Consider the following 20,865-nt stretch of genomic DNA (forward strand, 5'->3'; position numbering starts at 1 on the left):
GTGGGGAGAGGTGGAAGGCTTCGGGAAGGTTGGGTGATCACAGATGAAATCCGCTGGGTTACGGGAGGTCCGGTGAGCAGTGCGGTGGTCGATCCGGGATTCGAATCTGGGGCGTCTACTGTATGAAGATGGCGCTCTGGTAGCCGTGGTCGCGCGGCACTTGCATGGCGCTGAACCGCAGCCGGCGCTCGTGTCTGATCGTGGCCGGACATCGCAGCATGTGGCCGCAGGCCATGGCCAAGAAAAAGCCCCGGCGGGATAGCTTTTGCCAGGGCGTTGTCATTTATGAAGGCGCGGCCGTTGCGACCTCGGCCTGAGCCGCTAGTCGTCCAGCGGGTCCTTTTTGCGCGGCGGCTTGGGCGGCGCGGAAAGCAGCGGCATTTCGTCCGGCTGCGAGCCGGCTTTGCCACGGCGGCGGGGCGGCGTGTCGTCCGACGGTCCCGCAGGAATCTCGTCGCCGTCCAGGATCGGTCTGGAGGAGTCGAAGGCCAGGATGAGGCCGCAGACGAGCTGGACCAGCGGGATGAGCATCAGGATGACCCAGAGCACCAGGTTCTTGCCCAGCCGCTTGGCGATGTTGCCGAAGACGATGGCCATGGCGATGTAGCCGATGATCCCGATGATCTGGAGCAGCGAGGCCATGGACATGGCGAACAGCGGGTTCGAGAACACCAGCGGAATCATGAGGAGGCTGAGGGCGAACTGGACAATGGTGGGCGCGGCAAACCACGGGGAGAGGCCGGCGCAGCGCGTGAGCAGGATGAGGTTGTAGAAGGGAATGAGCCACTGCAGGAAGGTGCCGATAAAGAACTTCTTGCCGATGCGGGAGAGGACGAAGCAGAAGAGGACGTAGGAGAGGAGACCGAAGATAACGATTGGTATGAGGGCCGCGCCGAGCATGCCGAGCATCATGCCGATCATTACGCCGGGCGACATCTCCGGCTGCTGCTGGCCGAAGTTCTGCTGCATCTCGCGCATGGCCTGGTCCATCTGCTGCTGGACCTCGGGCGGCATGTCCTTTCTGGCCTCGTCCATCTGCCGTTGCAGCTCTGGCGGAATGTTCTGGCCCGGCTGCATCTGGCCTGGCCGGGGTTGCATGGGCTGGACCACGGACTGGCGCGATTCCGGCGTGGTTTGGTTACCGGGTTGCTGCTGTGCGGGAAGTGTCGCCGCCTGGGGGGCGGGCTCCGTGACCGGCTGCATAGCCGTGCCGTTTTCCGAAGCGGCAGGGGAGGCGTTGCTCGGGGCGAGGGCGGTTCCTTCTGCCGGTGCGGGCTCCTCCGCCTGCGTGGGGTCCGCCTGCATGGGTGCTGCCGTTTCGGCAGGAGCGGTGGCGTTGGCGTCGGGGTTGGGCTGGAGCAGGTCGTCGGCGAACTGCTGCTCGCGGACCTCCTCTTCCTCCGGCTTCTGGTCCTTTATATGCACGATGCCTTCGGTATCGTGCCACATGTGCAGCTCTTTCTGCTCCTCCTGCGTTGGAGAATGCTTGCGCGGAGCGGCCAGGGAGGGCGCCGCCAGGCACAACAGAGCGATGCACGTAAGGCAGGTGCAAAGATACCGGAACAAAGACGAGAGGCAGGGCATAACATACCTCGCCGGAGGTTAAAGGGCGGCAAGGAGGGAGGTCCAAAGGAGGGGAGTGAACCTGCCCAGGCCACAATTCGGATTTTGTAATTACATCGAAGGGGCTGGAAACGCAAGAAGATTTTCCCGGGGCGAGTACTACCCGGGCATGTTTTGGCCGTTTGGGGGTTGACTAGAAAACGGTCCCGGGAGCAGTTTACACAGTTTACGGCTTTGCCGCGCACCCGTTACGAGAGAAACACCAATGAGATCTTTTGCAAGCGACAACAACGCCGGGGTCCATCCCCGTGTCATGGAGGCCCTGCTCGCGGCCAACAAGGACCACGCCGTGGGCTACGGCGACGACGAGCACTCCCGGCGCGCCAGGGAAACGCTGAAGCGCCACTTCGGGGACGACTCCCAATCGTACTTCGTCTTTCTGGGCACAGCGGCCAACGTGCTAGGGCTCTCGGCCCTCGTGCGCTCGTACCAGAGCGTTATCTGCGCGCAAACGGCGCACATCAACGTGGACGAGGGCGGTGCTCCGGAGCGCTTTCTGGGCTCCAAGCTCATCGGCGTGCCCCACACCAACGGCAAGATCACGCCGGAGGCCATCGCCCCGGCGCTGGAGAGCCGGGGGTTCGAGCACCACAGCCAGCCGGCCGCGGTCAGCATCACCCAACCCACCGAGCTGGGCGCGCTCTACTCCCTGGAGGAGCTGGCCGCCATCGGCGAGTTCTGCAAGCGCGAAGGGCTGCGCCTGCACATGGACGGCGCGCGCATTTCCAACGCGGCCGCCGCACTGGGTGTGAGCCTGGCCGAGCTGACGCGCGACGTGGGCGTGGACGTGCTCTCCCTGGGCGGCTGCAAGAACGGTCTGATGTACGGCGAGGCCGTGGTCTTCATGCGGCCCGGCCTGGATACGGACTTTCGCTACATGCGCAAGCAGGCCATGCAGCTTGGATCCAAGATGCGCTATCTTTCCGCGCAGATACAGGCCATGTACGGTACGGATCTGTGGATCGAGAACGGCCGCCACGCTAACGCCATGGCCCAGTTGCTGGGCCAGAAGGCCGGGGCCGTGGACGGCGTGGAGATCACCAGACCCATAGAGACCAACGCCGTATTCGCCACCATGCCCCTGAAGGTTATCGAGCGTCTGCGCGAGGAGTTCTACTTCTATGTCTGGGAGCCCACCCGGCCGGAGGTGCGCTGGATGACCAGCTTCGACACCACCGAGGATGACGTGGAGACCTTTGTGGCCGCGCTGCAGCGGGCCGTGGCCGCGTAGCTCGTACTTTTGATTGCCAAACAGCGCCGCGCTCCGGGCATACGTATCCAGGGTGCGGCGCTGTTTTGTTTCGGGCGGCGTCCTTGCGGGCGCCGTCTTTTTTTGCGGCACCAGCAATTCGCCCCGCAGCTCCTCTCTTGATGGCGGCCTGACCATCCGCTGCCACAGCATGTGGTGCTCTCGCAACACGATACAGCAGCCTTCCTGACTATTGGAACACAGCGTCTCACGCCATGCCGTGTGGCAGTGACGTCGGATTATACTGTGTAGCGGCAGTTTCTGCGATGGAATAAACGTGCCGCGCGCGTGATTACGCAGCGAGGTGGTCGTAGACAGCGTTCACGTAGCTCTCGATGCATTCGCGTACATCGTCCGTGAGCGTATCGAACTCTATGGCGACATTCGTATGATCATGCTCGCGCATCACTTTTTTGATGCGCCCCTGCACGTAGCTGTAGTCCTCGGACTCGAACTTGCGGAAGTTGAGGAAGGCTTCGGCGTTTTCGGCAAACATATAGGTGTCTTCTTCTGACGGCGGCATGGTGACGAGGCATCCGCCTGTGGAGATGTTCAGAATGTGTCCGGAGTACTCCTGGGCCTCCACGTAGAATGTGACCGGCTGATAACAGTGTACTCTATCGTGTCTGCGAAGGTTCAGAACCTCGAAGGTGGTCGGGTAGGAAATGAAGAGCAGACGCGGGGACTTGCGAGTGATCTGCCTGACCTCGCTCTGAAAACCGCAGATGCGCCCGCGGCTCATGATGTAACGCATGGTGAGCAGCGTTCCCGGCAGGAGCGCCTCCAGGCCGGCGCGGGTCTGCGGCGGCTTGACAATGATGTACTGGCCGACCTCGCCACCAATGATGATGGTCTTGAAGCGACGCCCCAGCCCCTGGATCTCGATGAGCACATCGTGTCCGATCTCGAGAGCTAGCTTCTCGCCAGGTTGTCTTTCCACGGAACTCGTGACCACGTGTGGGCCTCCGGCGTGTAGGGTATCGGGTGTGGCAAGGACTTATGGACAAGGCCATTTACCATAAAACGGTATGAAGAACCACTTCGAGTATACGAATGAACTTAGACGTGCTAGAAAAGGCTTGACGATTGAATAGCGTATGGTTGATTACTGAACCAGTGTTCAGTATGTTGGTGCGTATTGCCATTCAAATACGCAATGCCATGATCGATGCAGCTCAAGTTCTCAGGGGGTTAGATCCATGTTCGGAAACATGTCGCTCGCTCGGAAGCTGACGGCTGGTTTTGCAGTCGTGCTCGTACTCCTGCTGGTCATCAGCACTGTCTCTTTTTTCGCCCTGGAAACAGCGAACGAAGGATTCACGGACTACCGAACCCTTGCGAGGGATACGAACCTCATGGGCCGCGCCCAGGCCAACATGTTGCAGACGCGGATGAAGGCCAAGGACTTCATCCTCAGCGCATCAGAGGCGGACAAGCAAGCCTTTGAGGCGGAGTTTCAGAAAGCGAAAGAGTTTATCGACCAGGCGTTTAACGAGATCACCAACCCGGAGCGGCATCAGATGGTCGCTGCAGCCAGCGAGAACCTCGGGGAGTACAGGGCGGCGTTCGAGGAGATCGTGGTCCACCAGAACGAGCGCAACCATCTCGTCCAGGATATTCTCAACCTGCGCGGCAAAGAGATGGAGCAGGAGCTTGCCCAGATCATGTCATCCGCCCACGACAACGGCGACGCGGAAGCGGCGTTTCGCGCCGGATCGTCCATGCACCGCCTGCTCCTGGCCCGGCTCTATGTGGTCAAGTATATCGAATCCAACGACAAGGACGCCGCGGACCGGGTGAAACAGGAGTTCACCGCCTTGAACGGTCAGCTCAGCATACTCGGACAGGAGCTTGACAGCTATCAGCTGCGCCAAGTTCATACGGGACTGCAGGAAAAGCTCGCCATTTATACGGAATCGTTCGCCAATCTTGTCGAGGCAATCACGGATCGGAACACCATCATCAAAAACAGGCTCGACGTGCTCGGCCCGCAGATTGCGCAGAACCTCGAAGACGTGAAGCTGTCGGTCATGCGCGAACAGGACGAGCTCGGCCCCCGCGTACAGAAATCCAACAACCGCGCCCTTACCGTGGTGCTCGGCGTGTCCATCACCGCCGTGGTGCTCGGCGTGCTCATCGCCTGGCTCATCATCCGCCTTGTGCTGCGCCAGCTCGGCGGCGATCCATTGCTTATCCAGGAGGTTGCGCAGAGACTTTCCAAGGGCGACCTCACCATTCAGTTCACTCAGCGCACCATCCAGGGCGTGTACGCCGATATGAAGGTCATGGTGGATCGCCTCAAGTCCGTGGTCGGCGAGGTGCGGTCCGCCTCCGAAAACGTGGCCTCCGGCAGCGAGGAGTTGTCCGCCTCGTCCGAGTCCTTGTCTCAGGGGGCCACGGAGCAGGCCGCCAGCGTGGAGGAGGTATCCTCTTCCATGGAGGAGATGGGCGCGAACATCCGCCAGAACGCGGATAACGCCAGGGAAACCGAGACCATCGCGCTGAAGGCGGCGCAGGACGCCAACGAAGGCGGCGAGGCCGTCTCCGAAACCGTGTCCGCCATGCAGCAGATCGCCGAGAAGATCTCCATCATCGAGGAGATCGCGCGGCAGACCAACCTGCTGGCGCTCAACGCGGCCATCGAGGCGGCGCGCGCCGGAGAGCACGGCAAAGGCTTCGCCGTGGTCGCGGCCGAGGTTCGCAAGCTGGCGGAACGCAGCGGCGCCGCCGCCGGCGAGATCAGCGACCTTTCCCAGAACAGCGTGGCCGTGGCCGAGAAGGCCGGCAACATGCTCGCCAAGCTCGTGCCGGATATCCAGCGCACTGCCGAGCTCGTGCAGGAGATCGCCGCGGCCACCGTGGAGCAGGATGCCGGGGCCGACCAGATCAACAAGGCGATCCAACAGCTCGATCAGGTGATCCAGCAGAATGCCTCGGCAGCCGAGGAAATGGCATCCACATCCGAAGAGCTGGCCAGCCAGGCCGAGCAGCTCCTCAGCGCCATGGGCTTCTTCCAGCTGGACGCCATGTCTGGCGGAGGCGGTGGCAGTGGCAAGTTCTCCGCCCATGTGCACAGGCCGCAACCGCTGCCTTCCGGCGACGGCAACCAGAAAGCGAAGAAGAACAGCAAGGATAAGGGAATGATGCTGGAGATGGGGGAGTCAAGCGACGACGATTTCGAGCGGTTCTGATACAAACCACGCCCCCAGGTTCCGACGGCCGCGCTTGGGGGGCGTTGCCCCTCGCGTCCCCACCAGACACGGCCGCTTGGAGACGCTGTCTCTCAGAACCCCCTGGCAAGGGAATTGAATCTCCCTGGACTCCTCTCAAAAATGGGTTCAGGGAGTTTCGATTTTTGGTGGATGCCCTTGGTCGGAACGCCTCAGCCCCGTTGTAAGAACGCACACGACAGCCTCCAGCGGGCAGGGGCTCGCCGCGTCGCGAAAGGTTCGTTGCGTTCCCGGTCCGATTCTCCTCTCCTGGAAAATTGTGTACCCCAGAAGTGGGTCCAGGGAGCTGACCTCCCTGGCGGATGCCCGGGGGCAGAGCCCTCGGACCATGGGCAGCGGTCTTCAACAGGCTGCGCCGTGAAGCGAAACCGGTCACAGAGAGGAGCGTATGATCGACATTCTGGGTGTGAGCGGCACTCCGCGGAGGAACGGCAACAGCGACGCCATGGCGGAAGCCGTTCTTGCCGCGGCCGAGGCGCAGGGTATGGCCACGCGCATGGTCCGGCTGCGCGATTACGACTTCGGCCCATGCGTGGGGTGCGAGCGATGCCGCAAGGACAAGGCCTGCACGCGGCTCATGGACGGCATGCAGCTCATCTACCCGTTGCTGCAGGAGGCGCGGGGGCTGGTTCTGGTTTCGCCCGTGCATACCTATAATATCAGCGCGCTAATGAAGGCGTTTATCGACAGGCTGTACTGCTACTACGACTTTGAGGACGGCGTGCCCCGCGCGTGGTCCAGCCGCCTTGCCGGCCAGGGCCGCAAGGCTGTTCTCGCCTGCGTGGCCGAGCAGCTGGAGCAGGAGAACCTGGGCGTGGCCATGGAGGCCATGCGCATGCCGCTTGCGTCCCACGACTACGAGATCGTGGGCGAGCTGCCTGTGCTCGGCCTGTTCCGGGCCGGCGCGGTGCGCTCGCACGAGGAGGCATTGGAGCGCTGCGCAACGCTGGGCCGGGAGCTGGCAAAGGCGCTGCACGGACCTGTGTCAGATCGCAGCACAGCGTCCCGGACTTGACTTACATTCCGACCTGAGCCAACTAGGTGTATTCAGCAACAACAGTGCATGCGCATGAGCGCATAACCGCAATCCCTTTGCTGGAGGAGCTTGTATGGGAAAACTTCGGATCATCATCTGCGCCCTCGCGTTCGTGCTCGTCGCATCGGTCGCGATGGCTGAAGACTACACGGTATCCGTCAGCCAGATCGTCGAGCACCCGGCGCTGGACGCCACCCGGCAGGGGTTCATGGATTACCTGGAAGAGCAGGGCCTGGACGTGAAGTACAACGTCCACATCGCCCAGGGCAACATTGCCACGGCCAACCAGATCGCCAACCAGATCATGGATGAGGACCCGGACCTCGTGCTGGCCATCGCCACGCCTACGGCCCAGGCGTGTGCGCAGCGCATTCATGAGACGCCGGTTATCGCCACGGCCGTGACAGACTTTGTGGGCGCCGGCCTGGTCAAGTCCATGGACAAGCCCGGCGGCAACGTCACCGGCATGACCGACATGACCCCCATGGACAAGCACCTGGACCTGATGCTGGAGTTCGTGCCGGACGCCACGGCCGTCGGCGTGATCTACAACGCCGGCGAGGACAACTCCGTAACTCTGGTGAAGTTCCTGCGCGATGCGTGCGAGGCAAAGGGCGTGAAGCTGGAAGAGGCCACCATCCAGAACTCCTCCGGCGTGCTGCAGGCCGCCCGTAGCCTGGTGGGCAAGGTCCAGGCCATCTACATCCCCACGGATAACACCGTGGTCACGGCCCTGGAGTCCGCCATGAAGGTGGCGCACGAGAACCACATCCCGCTCTTCTCCGGCGATACGGACTCCGTGGAGCGCGGAACCCTGGCCTCCCTGGGATTCGACTACTACAACATGGGCCGGCAAACCGGCGAGATGGCTTTCCGCATTCTGAAGGAAGGCGCCAACCCCGCCGACATGCCCGTGGAAACGCTGCAGGATCTCTCCCTGTGGGTGAACAAGGACGCGGCCGAGAAGATGGGTGTGACCATCCCGGAAGCAGTGCTCGACCGCGCGGACACGGTCCTCGAATAAACGCCGCCGCTGGCAGCACAACGCATACAGGGCGGGGTCCTCGTTCAGGGCTCCGCCTCGACTTTGTTTTATGAGCTATTACGCATTCATCGGCGCCGTGGAATCTGGCTTTGTGTACGGGCTTATGGTCCTCGGCGTCTACCTCACCTTCCGGGTGCTCGACTTCCCGGACCTGACTGTGGACGGCAGCCTGCCCCTGGGCGCGGCTGTAGCCTCCGTGGCCATCACGGCCGGCGTGCCACCGTATATCGCGATTATCCTCGCCATGGGCGCAGGGTTCCTGGCCGGCATGGTCACGGGCATTTTGAACACCAAGTTCAAGATCCTCCACCTGCTGGCCTCTATCCTGACCATGATCGCCCTCTACTCGGTGAACATTCGAATCATGGGCCGGCCCAACATGACGCTGCTGGGCAAGCCCACGGTGCTGGACCCGCTGGAGGCGCTGGGCATCCCGTCGTCGTTGGCGCCGCTCACGCTCTTCGGCACCATCGCCATCATCGTGGTCTGCGGTCTCATCTGGCTGCTGCACACGGAGTGGGGCCAGGCCATGCTCGCCACCGGCGACAACCCCCAGATGATCACGAGCCAGGGCGTGGATACGAACATCGTCATCATCCTGGGCGTGGGCCTCTCCAACGCGCTGGTCGCCCTGTCCGGCGCGCTGGTCTGCCAGAGCCAGGGCGCGGCGGATGTGAACATGGGCGTGGGCACCATCGTTGCCGGCCTCGCCTCGGTCATTGTGGGAGAAACCGTCTTCGGCCACCGCGGCGTGGCGCGGCCGCTCATCGCCGCTTTGCTCGGCTCCATCGTCTACCGCCTGGCCATTGCCCTGGCCCTGGGCCTGGAGCTCGGCGCGTTCTCGGTCACGCCCTCGGATCTCAACCTAATCACCGCCATCCTGGTGGTCGTTGCGCTTGTCTCACCGCAGATCAAGGCCAAGGTGATGTCCCGTGCTCATTCTTGAGAAAATTACCAAGTACTTCAACAAAGGCACCATCAACGAGGTCTTCGCGCTGAAAAGCCTGGACCTCATCGTGGAGCGCGCGGACTTCGTCACGGTTATCGGCTCCAACGGCGCGGGCAAGTCCACCATGCTCAACTGCGTGGCCGGTGGCTTTTTGCCGGATTCGGGCCGCCTCGTGCTCTCCGGCCACGACATCACCAAATGGCCGGAGCACAAGCGCGCCAAGTTCCTCGGCCGCGTGTTCCAGGACCCGCTCAAGGGCACCTGCGCCTCCCTGACCATCGAGCAAAACCTCGCCCTGGCCCTGCGCCGGGGCACGCGACGGGGCCTTGCCACGGGTGTGAAGGACAAGGACCGCGAACTCTTCCGCGAGAAGCTGGCGCTCCTCGGCCTGGGGCTGGAGTTCCGGCTCAAGGACCAGGTGGGGCTGCTCTCCGGCGGCCAGCGCCAGGCGCTCACCATGCTCATGGCCACCATGGTCAAGCCGGACGTGCTGCTCCTGGACGAGCACACCGCGGCCCTGGACCCCAAGACCGCCACACAGATCATCGAGCTCACCGAGCAGATCGTGGAGGCCGAGAAGCTCACCACGCTTATGGTCACGCACAACATGAACCAGGCCCTGGCCATGGGCAACCGGCTCGTCATGCTCCATCAGGGCGAGATCATTCTGGATGTGGAGGGCGAGGACAAGCGCAAGCTCACGGTGGAGGACCTGTTGCAGCAGTTCTACGCCGTACGCGGGGAAAAGCTCACCTCGGACAGAATGCTCCTGGCCTGATCCGCCCAATCTGGTAATTCTGTGCTCTGGTTCCTCCTCGCGTTCGCCACGGCATTTTTCTCGGCCAGCGAGGTCGCCGTGGCCAAGCGCACTCTGGGAGACCTCCCGCCGCTGTACATCGTGGCCTATCCCTGCGCCTACAGTCTGCCGCTGTTCGCGCTGGGCCTGGTCTTTGTGGACATACCGCCCATCGCGCCCGGCTTCTGGAGCCTGCTCGCCGTGCTCGTGCCGATCAACGCCCTGGGCATGCTGCTCACGTACGCGGCCGTCAGGATGTCGCCGCTCTCCCTGACCATGCCATTCCAGGCGTTCACGCCCATCTTCGCGGTGGTCACAGGCTTCTTCTTCCTGGATGAGGTCCCGTCCTGGCTGGGTGTGGCCGGCATCGTCACCATTGTCTTCGGCAGCTGGGTGCTCACGGCCGGCGGCCCCCGGCGGGAGAACGATCTGCTCGCCCCGCTCAAGGCCATAGTCGCCGATCCTGGATCGCGGCTCATGCTCGGCGCGGCCATTGTCTTCGCCTTTGCCGTGGTCATGGGCAAGGATCTCCTGCTCCATTCCTCGCCCCTTTTCGCCGGCATGAGCTTCTTCATCATCCACAACACGGCGATCCTGGTTGCGCTGTTTCTGACGCGCACAATCCGGCCCGCGACGCTGCTGGAGCGACCCGTTGCCGGGCTGCTCATCGGCTGCGTGCTCTTTGTGCACATCGTCTGCCACAACCTGGCCCTCTCTCTGACCTACGCCGCGTACATGGTTGCCGTAAAACGCTTGAATGGTTTGATCTCCGTGTTGTACGGAGGTGTCATGTTCAAGGAAAGCAACATGCGGCGCCGGCTGGTCGGCGCGGGACTCATGGCCCTGGGCGCGGCCATTGTCGCCCTGGTTGGTTAGTCGGGTAGTCGGGTAGCAGGGTAAGGTATGGGCTTCATTATTAAACGCACAAACGGCGCGACGCGAACCGTGGAACCTCGGCCCGGCAGGACCCTGGCCCAGGAGATCTTCGCGCACGGCTTCCTGCCCCCGCGGCCGCTGTGCTCCGGCCTGGGCCGCTGCGGCCTGTGTCGTGTCCGGTTCGAGGATGCGTCCCTGGCCCCGGCGGCCGAGCCGTCCGAGCAGGAGCTGCTTGCTCCTGAAGAGATCGCCGACGGCTGGCGGCTGGCCTGCCGCCGTCAGGCCCAGGCCGTACCGGACGGGGCGGTGATCTTCGCGCCGGACATCGAGCAGGATGGCCGGCGCATGCATGCGGATGCCACGCCAGACGCCAAACCAAGCGCGACGCGAGGTGCCGCTGGGGAAGGGCCTGTGGGACTTTGTCTGGCCGTGGACCTGGGCACCACCAGCCTGCACTGGGCCGCCATGCAGAACGAAATATGCGTGGCCCACGGCGTGGAGCTCAACCCGCAGCTCGGCGCCGGCAGCGAGGTCATGTCGCGCATCGGCTACGCCCTTGATCCGGACGGCGCACGCGAGCTTCAGGCCCTGGTGGTGGACCGGCTGGAGGCGCTGGCCGATTCATTGCCCGCAATGTTGGACGCGGATGTGCGCGTGGAGCAGGTCTGCCTGGTGGGCAACACGGCCATGACCGCCATCGCTCAGGGACGCAGCGTGGACGGGCTGGCCCGCGCTCCGTACCGGCTCGAATATCCCGGCGACGCCGAGTCGCCCCTGTCCGAGCGTCTGCCCCGCTGCTATGTGCCGGCGCAGATCGGCCCATTCGTGGGCGCGGACGCCGCGGCCGGGCTCGTGCCCCTGCTGCGGCAGGACATCCCGCGACCCTTCCTCTTGGCCGATCTCGGCACCAATGGCGAGTTCATCCTGGTGATGGAGCAGGGCGGAGAAGTCAGGCTCCACGCCGCCAGTGTGGCCCTGGGACCGGCGCTGGAAGGCATCGGCCTGGGCCACGGCGCCATGGCCGGACCGGGCGTGGCTACGCGGTTCGAGCTCGCTCCGGCCGGGCTCGTGGCCAAGGAGGCCGGCGGGGCAATGCTTCGGACCGCGGCCGGCATCTCCGGCACCGGCTACCTGAGCCTCGTGCATACCCTTATCCGCGCCGGAGCTCTGGATCGCGACGGCCATTTCCTCGATCCGGACGAGGTCTCCTCGCCCCTGGCGCGCAGGCTTCTGGCCTCGGTCGAGGAGCACGCAGCACACCGCGCTCTGCGGCTGCCCCTTGTCCAGGAAAATGGACAGCCGCTGCACCTCGATCCGCGTGACGTGGAGGAGCTGCTCAAGGTCAAGGCCGCGTTCCATGTGGCTTTCGACGTGTTGCTTGCCGCGGCCGGGATCACGGCCGGCGATCTGGATTCGGTGCAGCTGGCCGGCGCCTTGGGCGAGCACGTCTCCCCGGCGGATTTGGAAGGGCTGGGCTTTGTCCCCCGCGGCATCGCGCCGCGCCTGCGCGCTGCCGGAAATCTGGCCCTGGAGGGGGCGAAGCTCCTGTGCTATGAAACTTCTTTGCGCACGCGCTTGGCGCAGCTCGCCCGGCGCGCGCAGGTACTCGACCTCGCATCCGACGGGGGCTTCCACGCGGCCTTTGCAGCCGCCATGACTTTTGACCACGCTACGCATTCATGACCAAACCCTTTGCCATAAACACGCTGCTGCCGCCGCTGCCCGACGAGGCCGCGGCGTTTCTGGAGCGTTATCCCGATCTGCTCTCGCGCGCCTATCCGCTCAAGCGCAAGCACCGCGCCGGCCTGCCGGACGCCATCCAGCGCCTCTCCCGCGCCCTCACCAGCGAACGCAGCGACCGGCCGCCGGACTACCTGCGCGACCCGGCGCTCCTCGGCGCGTACCTCTATTACTTCCTGCCGTGGAACCTCTACCGCCTCACGCGGCTGTTCACCGGCCTGCGCGAGCCGCTGCTCTCCATGCTGCCCGAAGAGTCCACAATTGTAGACGCCGGCAGCGGTCCGCTGACCACAATCCAGGCCCTCTGGCTGGCCCTGCCGGAGCGGCGGGAAGCCCGCTGGTCCGTGAGCTGCCTGGACCTGGCCGGCAAGGCCATGAAGATCGGCCGTGAGCTGCTGGACGGGCTGGCCGGCGGCCGCGCCGCCTGGAAGGTGCGCCTGGTGCAGAAGCCTGCGCCCGGCGGCGTGCGCGATCTGCCCAAGCGCTACGATCTGCTCATTGCCGCGAACCTGCTGAACGAGCTGGCCACCTCCCGCGACGACTCACCGGGCGGGGCCGTGGCCGGCCGGATTGGCCCTCTGTTGGAGCGGGCTACATCCGGCGCGCTGATCATCGAGCCCGGCACCCGGCTTGGCGGCACCATGGTCTCCAACGCCCGCGAGGTTGCGCAGGAGCGCGGCTTCAGCGCTATTGCGCCGTGCCCGGCGCCGTCCACACATGCCGCCTCCGGCTCGCTCTTCCCGTGCTCCGTGCTCGGGGCCCACGGCCGGGGCCAGGCGTGGTGCCACTTCAAGGCCGCAGCCACCGGCGCACCTGAGTGGCTGGAAAAGCTCACCAAGGAAGCCGGCTTTGGCCGGGAGGACGTCTCCCTGAGCTTCGCGCTGCTCGCCGCCAGGGAAGTGGCCCCGCGCGAGGCGAAGCGTCTTGAAGCGCGGGTGCTGTCCAACGCTTTTTCCCTGGGCGAATCCGGCGAGTCCGGTGACTCGGGCGCCTATGTCTGCACACCAAAGGGGCTCATGCTGCTGCGCGCGGCCAGCCGCGCCGCCTTGCCCACGCAGGGCTCCCGCGTGTTCGTACAGCCGCCCAGCGGTCCGGAGCGCGATCCCAAGTCCGGCGCGCCCATTGCGGAGCTCGGAGACGAGTCGTGATTGTCCAGGATCTTGGACTGATCGAGTATGACGCCGCGCACGATATCCAGCTGGAACGCCGTGATGCCGTGGAGGCCGGGGCCGACGAGACCCTCTTTTTGCTGGAGCACCAGCCCGTGGTGACCATCGGCCGCACCGGCCGCGCCCAGGGGCTCACGGTCCCCGAATCCGTCTTGACTGAACGCGGCATCACCGTGCGCCACACCGAGCGCGGCGGCGACGCGACCTGCCACTTCCCTGGCCAGCTCGTGGCCTACGTGGTCTTCCGGCTGGCAAAACGTCCCGGCGGAGTGCGCGCCTTTGTCCAATTTTTAGAACAATGCGCCATCGATGTCTGCGCCGAATGCGGCGTGTCAGCCCATCGCCGGGAGGGCTTTCCCGGCGTCTGGACCGATGGCGGCAAGATCGCGTCCATCGGCCTGGGCGTGCGTCGCTGGGTCAGCTACCACGGCCTCGCCCTCAACGTGGGCGCGGACCTGGGCCCCTTCGAGTGGGTGGTGCCGTGCGGCATTGCTGGTGCGCGGGCCACGTCCATCGACCTGGAGCACCGCCGCCTTGCCGAATCCGCCGGTCGACCGTACCCTGAGCCCATACCCATGGAGCACGTCAAACATGCCTTTGTCCAAGCCTTCCGAACGCACCAAGCGGCTTCCCCCGTGGCTGCGGGTGAAGCTCCCCGACAATAAGGAGTTCGCCGAGACCGGGCGTCTGCTCGCCTCACGCGGCCTGCACACCGTCTGCCAAAGCGCGCGCTGCCCGAACATCTTCGAGTGCTTCTCGCGCAAGGTCGCTACCTTCATGATCCTCGGCGCGGTCTGCACCCGCAACTGCGCCTTCTGCAACATCACGCCTGGTGCACCGACTCCCGTGGACCCGGACGAGCCCCGCCGCCTGGCCGAGGCCGCCCGCGAGCTCGGCCTGCGCCATGTGGTCGTTACCTCCGTGACCCGCGACGACCTGCCCGACGGCGGGGCTGCGCACTTTGCCGCCACCATCCGCGCCCTCAAGCAGAACACCGACGTGAGCGTGGAGGTGCTCATCCCCGACCTCGGCGGTTCCGAGTGCGATCTGTCCACAATTCTGGACGCCAGACCGGACGTGCTCAATCACAACGTGGAGACCGTGCCGCGCCTCTACCCAGCAATCCGACCCCAGGCCGACTACCAGCAGTCCCTTACCCTCCTGTCTCGCGCCGCCGCGGCCGGCGTACCGGCCAAAAGCGGGCTCATGGTCGGCCTCGGCGAGACCGATGGCGAGGTCAACGCCGTGATCCGCGACCTGGCCGCCGCCGGCTGCTCCATGGTTACCGTGGGCCAGTACCTCGCCCCTTCCCGCCTTCACCCGGAGCCCGATCGCTATGTCCCGCCGCCGCATTTCGATGAGTACGCCGCCTGCGGCCGTCACCACGGCATCCGCCACATGTTCTGCGGCCCGCACGTCCGCAGCAGCTACAAGGCTGAGAAGATTTAAGAAAAATAAGCGAAGGATGGGCCCGAGGGCGCTGCCCTCGGGCTCCCGCCAGGGAGCTAAGCTCCCTGGACCCATTTCTGGGGTCCAGGGGAATTGAATTCCCCTGGCAGGGGGCATGGGGGACAGCGTCCCCCGCTACCATTGTTGGCTAATCAGCAGGTTGGATGTCTTTGATCTGGAGTTCGATCTTAGGCACGCCGTCGTAGCGGTCGATTTTGGGGGTGAAGGCCACGCGCACCATGGTGCCTTTGATGGAGTCGGGCAGGGCGTTGGCTTTGCGCCAGTACTTGCCGCGGAGCTGGGCGCGGGCTGTTTTGTCGAGCAGCTCCAGGGAGGCGTGGATACGTTCCTTGCCGAAGCGTCGGAGGCCGAGGACTTCCACGGGGTTGGAGACGAAGACAGGCTCGGGGTTGCCCATGCCGTAGGGCTGGAGCAGATCGAGCTCTTTGAGCAGGGTGAAGTCGATGTCGGAGAAGGCCAGGGGCCGGTCCACGGTGAGCGAGTGGGCCAGCGGTTCCGGGCCGAGCTGTTCGAGCACCACGGCGTGGAAGGCGTTGCGGAGCTTTTCGACGTTCTCGCTTTCCAAGGCCAGGCCGGCGGCCTGGGTGTGGCCGCCGTAGCGGGTGAGCAGGTCGGCGCAGGCCGTGAGGCCGGCGTAAAGGTCGAAGTGGTGCGCCGAGCGGCCGGAGCCTTTGAGGTGGCCGTCTTCGGCGCAGAGCACCAGGGCGGGCTTGCCGGTCTGCTCCACGATGCGCGAGGCCACGATGCCCACCACGCCGGGGTGCCAGTCTTCGCCCCAGAGCACGAGGCCGAGCCGCTCGCTCTGGGTGGCGGCCTGGGCCAGGGCTTCCTTCAGAATGCGGTCTTCTTCGGCGCGGCGTTCCTTGTTGAGTGTTTCCAGCTTTTGGGCAAAGGGCCAGGCTGCGTCGAAGTCCGGGGCCAGGAGCATTTGCAGCGCGTCTTCGGCCAGGCCCATGCGGCCGGCCGCGTTGATGCGCGGAGTGAGTCCGAAGACGACCTGCCCGGCGCCGAGGGCGGCCTTGCGCGCGAAGCCGGACGCTTCCTTGAGCGCGGCCACGCCGGGCCGGGGCGCTTCGGCCACGAGGAGCAGCCCGTTCTTGGCCAGGATGCGGTTCTGGCCCTTGAGGTCCACCACGTCGGCCAGGGTGCCGAGGGAGACGAGATCCAGGAGCTCGCGCACGTCAAAGGCACCGTTGTTGGCGTCCGGTCCGAGCAGGCTGTTGACTGCGGCGGCGAGGAAGAAGGCCACACCGGCTCCGGCAAGGTTGCCCAGAGTGGGGCAGGGGATGGGCTCCAGCCGCGGATTGAGGATAGCGTGGGCCGGGGGCAGCTCCGGCGGCGGGAGGTGGTGGTCCGTAACCACGACCTGCAGGCCCAGCTCCCGCGCGCGGGCGATGGCCGGGCTGTCGGCGATGCCGCAGTCCACGGTGACGAGGAGCTCGGCGCCCTGGGTGGCCAGAGCCTCCACGCCTTCGGGGTTCACGCCGTAGCCTTCCTCCTGGCGCGCGGGCAGATGGTGCAGCACGGAGACGCCGCGGCGGGTGAGGAAGCTGATGAGGATGGCCGAGGCGGTAACGCCGTCCACGTCATAGTCGCCCCACACGGCGATGGTGCGGCCCTGGCGCACAGCGTTGGCCACGATCTCGGCGGCCTGGGCCAGGGCGGGCCAGTCTGCCGGGCTGACGAGATGGCGCAGGCCGGGCGAGAGGTAGGTGTCCATGTCCGGCAGGGCCTCGATGCCGCGGCGCCAGAGCAGCTCCGTGACGATGGGCGAGACGTCGAGCGCTTCGGCGCGTTCGAGGATTTCCGAGGGGGCTTCGGTGTACGACGCGCCGCTGGGCGTGTCGGGAGGCGTACGGTATTTCCAGCGCATGAAAGGCAAATCCTGATGAGACCGGCGCGTGCGCCGGATGCTTGAGCGTCTGGCAGGCTGGCTGCGTTGCCGTAAAAAGCTCAACCCGTCGCGTATCGTGTATACGCGTTGGCCGTGAACTTTTCGTGTGCGCCAGCGTGATTGTTGAACAGCCTGCCGTGAGAGTATTTTTTCAACAGCGTCCTAGATGAGGGCGGCCGCGAGCTGGTCGATGGAGTCGTCGTCGAGCGCGTCGCCGCACAGGGCCGTCGTCTCGTCCAGGTCCCATTCCCAGTCGGCGAGGAGCGCCTCGGCCGGCCGGAGGAGCGGGACCGACGAGTCCTCAATCCAGTGGTGCATGGCGTCGGCCACGCAGATGACCGCGGCGTCGTCCTTGAAATCCCCGGCCAGGGCCGGGCTGTGGTGCCAGTTGAGCGGTTCGGTCAGCTCCCGGGGGAGGTTCCAGGAGTTCAGCGTCATGGCGCCGATGAGCCCGTGCTCCAGGCCCCAGTACTCCTCCTCGGCCAGGTTGTGTTGCAGACTCCGGTCCGCGGCGATGTCCTGGATGGCCAGCCAGTCCACGGGCCGGTGCAGGGCAGTGAGCAGCTTGCCGAAGTCGTGCAGCAGCCCGGCCGTGAAGAGGATGTCCGGGTCGCGCACCTGGCGTTTCTCGCCAAGGGTCTTGGCGATGACGCCGACGCTGAGCTGATGCCGCCAGTAGGGGCCGAGGCGGAAGGACTCCGGCAGGGTGTGGCGCACGGTAACGGCCTGGGCGCCGAGGATGAGCACGAGGTTGCGGATCTCCTTGAGCCCGAGCAGGGTGATAGCGCGGGACACGGAGCTGACCTTGGCCTGCAAGCCATAGAAGGCGGAGTTGGCCAGGGCCAGGATCTTGGTGGTCAGGCCCTGGTCGTGGGCGATGGTCTGGGCGATTTCGTCCATGGAGGCGCGGGAGGACTCGCCCGTCATGCCGAAGAGGTCGCGCAACAGCGAAAGGGAGTAGGGCAGGTCCTGCTTGACGTTGCTCAGCTCCGCCAGAAAATCCTGTCCGTGTTGCTGGTCGGTCATTCAGGCTCTCCCTGTTCATCCGGCTGTCCGCGTTCACCTGCGTCCGGCGTTTCCGCAGGCGGGGCGCCGGCTTCGGCCAGGGTGGCGTCATCCAGCAGGTTCTTGTCCTTGAGCCACTGGAGGAACTGCGTGGCCGCCTCGTGCTCGGGATCGAGCTCCAGCGCCTTGCTCAGGTAGTGGGCGGTGTCGGCGATCTGGTGCTTCTCGAAGTAGGCTCGGGCGATGTTGTAGTAGAGGTTCTCGTCCGCCGTGGCCAGGGACTCGGCCCGGCTGTAGTACTCCAGGGCCTGGTCGTACATCTTGTTCTTGCGCAGGTTGATGCCGAAGTCGTTGAACAGATGCTTGTGCTCGGGCTCGAAGGCGGCGTCCAGCTTGACCAGGCGCTCGAAGATGTTGTCGGCCTTTTCGCTCTCCCCGCGCTCCAGGTAAGTAAGCCCCAGGCCGAAGTTGGCGCGCACGTTGTCCACGTCCACCTCCAGCGCCTTCTGGAATTTGTTTTCGGCCGAGAAGTGCTCGCCCTTTTCGCGGTGCTTTTCGCCTTCCTCGATCTTCTGGTTGAGGTTGCGGATGGCCGGGTACACGGTCTGTACGTAGTACTCGGGCTCGGGCGAGAATTTGGTGATGAGGTCGTCCTTGGCGATCTTGCGCTTGGGACCGGAGGGCACGAAGTTGACGTTGATGGGTTGGATCTCCACCACGCCGTCGTCGAGCTCCTTGGCCATCCAGAAGGTTTTCTGAATGGTCTTGCGCACGGACGTGCCCGTGCCCACCTTCTGCACGCTCTGCGAGGAGAAGATGCCGTAGATTTTTTCACGATGGTCCGCGGACGAGGGATGGCCGTGTTGCGTGCCGTGATCGCCCTGGGGATCGTGAGGCGTGTTGTTGTGGTCGCTTTCGGCCGTCATGGGTCTACTCCGTCTTCCATTGTTCCAGGAGCTTGTCCACCAGCCCGACATGGGCGCCGCGGCGTTGCGCCTGGGCCAGATACACGGCGCGCAGCTCGTCGTACGCCGTGTCGAGCGCATCATTGACCACGTAGTAGTCGAACTCTTTGGCCATGGCTATTTCCTGCTCGGCGTTGCGCATGCGCGTGGCCACCACGTCGTCCGGGTCCTTGCCGCGGCCGGTGAGGCGTTCCAGAAGCGCCGCCCGCGAAGGAGGCAGGATGAACACGTAAGCGCCGGTGAGCCAGCGTTTGAGCGAGAGCGCGCCCTGGACGTCAATGTCGAAAAGGACGTCGCGCCCCTGCTGCAGGTTGGCCACCACGGACGCCATGGGCGTGCCGTAACAGTTGTCATGTACGCGGGCCCACTCCGCAAAGAACCCCTCGGCCACGAGCGCCTCGAAGCGCTCCATGGTGACAAAATGGTAGTCCACACCGTCTTTTTCGCCTTCGCGGGGATCGCGCGTGGTGTAGGAGATGGAGTAGGCAAAGCGGTCGAACTCGCTGGTGAGGCGTTTGACCAGGGTGGTTTTGCCGGCTCCCGAGGGGGCGGAAAGGATAAGGGCTATGCCGGGGCGGGGGGTGTTCATTCTTCGCTTTCCTGTGCAAAACGCTGCCCCAGCGTATCGGCCTGGATGGCCGAAAGGAGCACGTGATTCGAGTCTGTAATGATGATGGATCGTGTCTTGCGGCCCTGGGTGGCGTCCACGAGCCTGCCTGCCTGGCGGGCGTCTTCCCGCAGCCGGCGCATGGGCGAGGACGTGGGCGTGACAATGGACACCACGCGGCTGGCGACAACGTAGTTGCCGAAACCGATATTCAGGAGCTTGACGGGGCGCATGGTGTACAACCTACATATTATTCAAGATTCTGCACCTGTTCACGGCACTTTTCAAGCTCGGCCTTGAAGTCCACGGCCATGTGTGAGACCTGCGGGTCCTGGGCCTTGTTGCCGCAGGTGTTAATCTCCCGGAAACATTCCTGAAGTGTGAAGTCGAGCCGCTTGCCGCACTCGCCGCCGGCCTCCAGAAGCTCGGCCATGAGGTTGAGGTGGGCCTTGAGCCGCGTCAGTTCCTCGCTCACGTCCAGCTTGTCGGAGAGGACGGCGACCTCCTGCAGGAGCATGTTCTCGTCCGGGGCGAGGTCGTGCTTGGCCAGAAAAGCAGTGAGGCGCTCCTCGATGGCCTTGGCCTTTTCCGGCCCCAGCTCGACCACACGCGCGGAGATATCGCCGTGCAGGCTCTTGAGCGTGGCCAGGCGCGAGGTGAGGTCGGCGTACAGGCTCTCGCCCTCCTTGGCGCGCGAGGCATTCCAGTCGTCCAGGGCGTCGGAAAGACCCTGTGACAGGCTCTCGGCCATGGTCGCGTCCACGCCGCTGGAGTCCTCCTCCCAGAGGCTGGAGATGTTGAAAAAGCGGTTGTAGTCCGGCAGGAAGTCCAGGCCGTCATTCTCGGCCAGGGCGCGGACTTCTTCGGTCATGGCGCGGACCAGCGGGCGGTTGAGTCGCACGCCCAGGAGGTCCGGCCGGTAGATGGAAAGATGGAGATATATCTCGACCCGGCCGCGCGAGGCCTTGGTGCGGACCAGGCCTTCCCACTCCTGCTCCAGGCTGCGCACGCTGGGGGGCATGCGCCATTTTGTGTCAAGGTGGCGGCTGTTTACGCTTTTTATTTCCCATGTATAGGACCAGCCCGGGCCGGCGTTGGCGACGTCGCCGCCTGCCTGTGTGGAGGACCGTCCATATCCTGTCATGCTGCGCACGTTTCGTGCTCCTTTGCTGTCATTCAAGTGCTTTATAATAGATTTCGGGCGCCTGGAC

General features: G+C 64.7%; 20 protein-coding genes. 12 read left to right on the plus strand and 8 right to left on the minus strand.

Features of this window, described 5'->3' with window-relative positions; translation table 11 throughout:
* Positions 1–164 precede the first annotated feature (164 nt).
* Positions 165–317 (plus strand): hypothetical protein, encoded by a 153-nt coding sequence (locus E8L03_RS19060; protein ID WP_171268215.1) that lies wholly within the window; start codon positions 165–167, stop codon positions 315–317.
* Between the two features lie 4 nt (positions 318–321).
* On the opposite strand, the gene E8L03_RS19065 is transcribed toward E8L03_RS19060, so the two are convergent.
* Positions 322–1,449, minus strand: a complete 1,128-nt coding sequence (locus tag E8L03_RS19065; protein WP_171268216.1) for a hypothetical protein — start codon at positions 1,447–1,449, stop codon at positions 322–324.
* Positions 1,450–1,828: 379 nt separating this feature from the next.
* Here E8L03_RS19065 and E8L03_RS19070 point away from each other — a divergent pair, with 379 nt between their 5' ends.
* A complete protein-coding gene (locus tag E8L03_RS19070) occupies positions 1,829–2,854 on the plus strand; it encodes a threonine aldolase family protein (protein ID WP_144307317.1) in 1,026 nt (341 codons plus the stop codon).
* A gap of 310 nt (positions 2,855–3,164) precedes the next feature.
* On the opposite strand, the gene E8L03_RS19075 is transcribed toward E8L03_RS19070, so the two are convergent.
* Positions 3,165–3,827 carry a flagellar brake domain-containing protein gene (locus E8L03_RS19075; RefSeq protein WP_171268217.1) on the minus strand — a complete coding sequence of 221 codons (663 nt, stop codon included), beginning with the start codon at positions 3,825–3,827 and terminating at the stop codon, positions 3,165–3,167.
* A gap of 256 nt (positions 3,828–4,083) precedes the next feature.
* On the opposite strand from E8L03_RS19075, the gene E8L03_RS19080 reads away from it, so the two are divergent.
* The 10 genes from E8L03_RS19080 (at position 4,084) to lipA (ending at position 15,162) form a co-directional block, all read left to right on the plus strand.
* On the plus strand, positions 4,084–6,063 hold the full coding sequence (locus E8L03_RS19080) for a methyl-accepting chemotaxis protein (RefSeq protein ID WP_171268218.1): 1,980 nt from the start codon (positions 4,084–4,086) through the stop codon (positions 6,061–6,063).
* A gap of 427 nt (positions 6,064–6,490) precedes the next feature.
* Positions 6,491–7,117: a flavodoxin family protein gene (locus E8L03_RS19085; RefSeq protein WP_171268219.1), complete on the plus strand. Its 627-nt coding sequence runs from the start codon at positions 6,491–6,493 to the stop codon at positions 7,115–7,117.
* Positions 7,118–7,211: 94 nt separating this feature from the next.
* Complete coding sequence (locus E8L03_RS19090; RefSeq protein ID WP_171268220.1) at positions 7,212–8,162, plus strand: ABC transporter substrate-binding protein; 951 nt, start codon at positions 7,212–7,214, stop codon at positions 8,160–8,162.
* A gap of 70 nt (positions 8,163–8,232) precedes the next feature.
* Positions 8,233–9,129, plus strand: a complete 897-nt coding sequence (locus E8L03_RS19095; RefSeq protein ID WP_144307312.1) for an ABC transporter permease — start codon at positions 8,233–8,235, stop codon at positions 9,127–9,129.
* Positions 9,116–9,910 carry an ABC transporter ATP-binding protein gene (locus tag E8L03_RS19100; RefSeq protein ID WP_144307311.1) on the plus strand — a complete coding sequence of 265 codons (795 nt, stop codon included), beginning with the start codon at positions 9,116–9,118 and terminating at the stop codon, positions 9,908–9,910. Before E8L03_RS19095 ends, E8L03_RS19100 begins: the two co-directional genes overlap by 14 nt.
* A gap of 21 nt (positions 9,911–9,931) precedes the next feature.
* Complete coding sequence (locus E8L03_RS19105) at positions 9,932–10,804, plus strand: DMT family transporter (protein WP_144307310.1); 873 nt, start codon at positions 9,932–9,934, stop codon at positions 10,802–10,804.
* A gap of 27 nt (positions 10,805–10,831) precedes the next feature.
* Complete coding sequence (locus tag E8L03_RS19110; RefSeq protein ID WP_171268221.1) at positions 10,832–12,487, plus strand: ASKHA domain-containing protein; 1,656 nt, start codon at positions 10,832–10,834, stop codon at positions 12,485–12,487.
* Positions 12,484–13,692 (plus strand): small ribosomal subunit Rsm22 family protein, encoded by a 1,209-nt coding sequence (locus tag E8L03_RS19115; protein ID WP_144307308.1) that lies wholly within the window; start codon positions 12,484–12,486, stop codon positions 13,690–13,692. The genes E8L03_RS19110 and E8L03_RS19115 overlap by 4 nt, the downstream gene beginning before the upstream one ends.
* Positions 13,689–14,378 (plus strand): lipoyl(octanoyl) transferase LipB, encoded by a 690-nt coding sequence (lipB, locus tag E8L03_RS19120; RefSeq protein ID WP_171268222.1) that lies wholly within the window; start codon positions 13,689–13,691, stop codon positions 14,376–14,378. Before E8L03_RS19115 ends, lipB begins: the two co-directional genes overlap by 4 nt.
* A complete protein-coding gene (gene lipA / locus E8L03_RS19125; RefSeq protein ID WP_171268223.1) occupies positions 14,305–15,162 on the plus strand; it encodes a lipoyl synthase in 858 nt (285 codons plus the stop codon). The genes lipB and lipA overlap by 74 nt, the downstream gene beginning before the upstream one ends.
* Before the next feature lie 148 nt (positions 15,163–15,310).
* Here the strand turns inward: lipA and recJ are convergent, their stop codons facing one another.
* The 6 genes from recJ to E8L03_RS19155 form a co-directional block, all read right to left on the minus strand.
* Positions 15,311–17,056 carry a single-stranded-DNA-specific exonuclease RecJ gene (recJ, locus tag E8L03_RS19130; RefSeq protein WP_171268224.1) on the minus strand — a complete coding sequence of 582 codons (1,746 nt, stop codon included), beginning with the start codon at positions 17,054–17,056 and terminating at the stop codon, positions 15,311–15,313.
* A 183-nt stretch (positions 17,057–17,239) separates the two neighbouring features.
* Positions 17,240–18,103 carry an HDOD domain-containing protein gene (locus E8L03_RS19135; RefSeq protein WP_171268225.1) on the minus strand — a complete coding sequence of 288 codons (864 nt, stop codon included), beginning with the start codon at positions 18,101–18,103 and terminating at the stop codon, positions 17,240–17,242.
* On the minus strand, positions 18,100–19,008 hold the full coding sequence (locus E8L03_RS19140) for a tetratricopeptide repeat protein (protein ID WP_144307303.1): 909 nt from the start codon (positions 19,006–19,008) through the stop codon (positions 18,100–18,102). Before E8L03_RS19140 ends, E8L03_RS19135 begins: the two co-directional genes overlap by 4 nt.
* Before the next feature lie 4 nt (positions 19,009–19,012).
* Positions 19,013–19,636 carry a guanylate kinase gene (gmk, locus tag E8L03_RS19145; RefSeq protein WP_144307302.1) on the minus strand — a complete coding sequence of 208 codons (624 nt, stop codon included), beginning with the start codon at positions 19,634–19,636 and terminating at the stop codon, positions 19,013–19,015.
* Positions 19,633–19,887, minus strand: a complete 255-nt coding sequence (locus E8L03_RS19150) for a DUF370 domain-containing protein (RefSeq protein WP_144307301.1) — start codon at positions 19,885–19,887, stop codon at positions 19,633–19,635. The genes gmk and E8L03_RS19150 overlap by 4 nt, the downstream gene beginning before the upstream one ends.
* 17 nt (positions 19,888–19,904) lie before the next feature.
* A complete protein-coding gene (locus E8L03_RS19155) occupies positions 19,905–20,798 on the minus strand; it encodes a YicC/YloC family endoribonuclease (RefSeq protein ID WP_171268540.1) in 894 nt (297 codons plus the stop codon).
* Positions 20,799–20,865 lie beyond the last annotated feature (67 nt).

It is taken from the genome of Oceanidesulfovibrio marinus (assembly GCF_013085545.1).
In the GTDB taxonomy this organism is placed as follows: domain Bacteria; phylum Desulfobacterota; class Desulfovibrionia; order Desulfovibrionales; family Desulfovibrionaceae; genus Oceanidesulfovibrio; species Oceanidesulfovibrio marinus.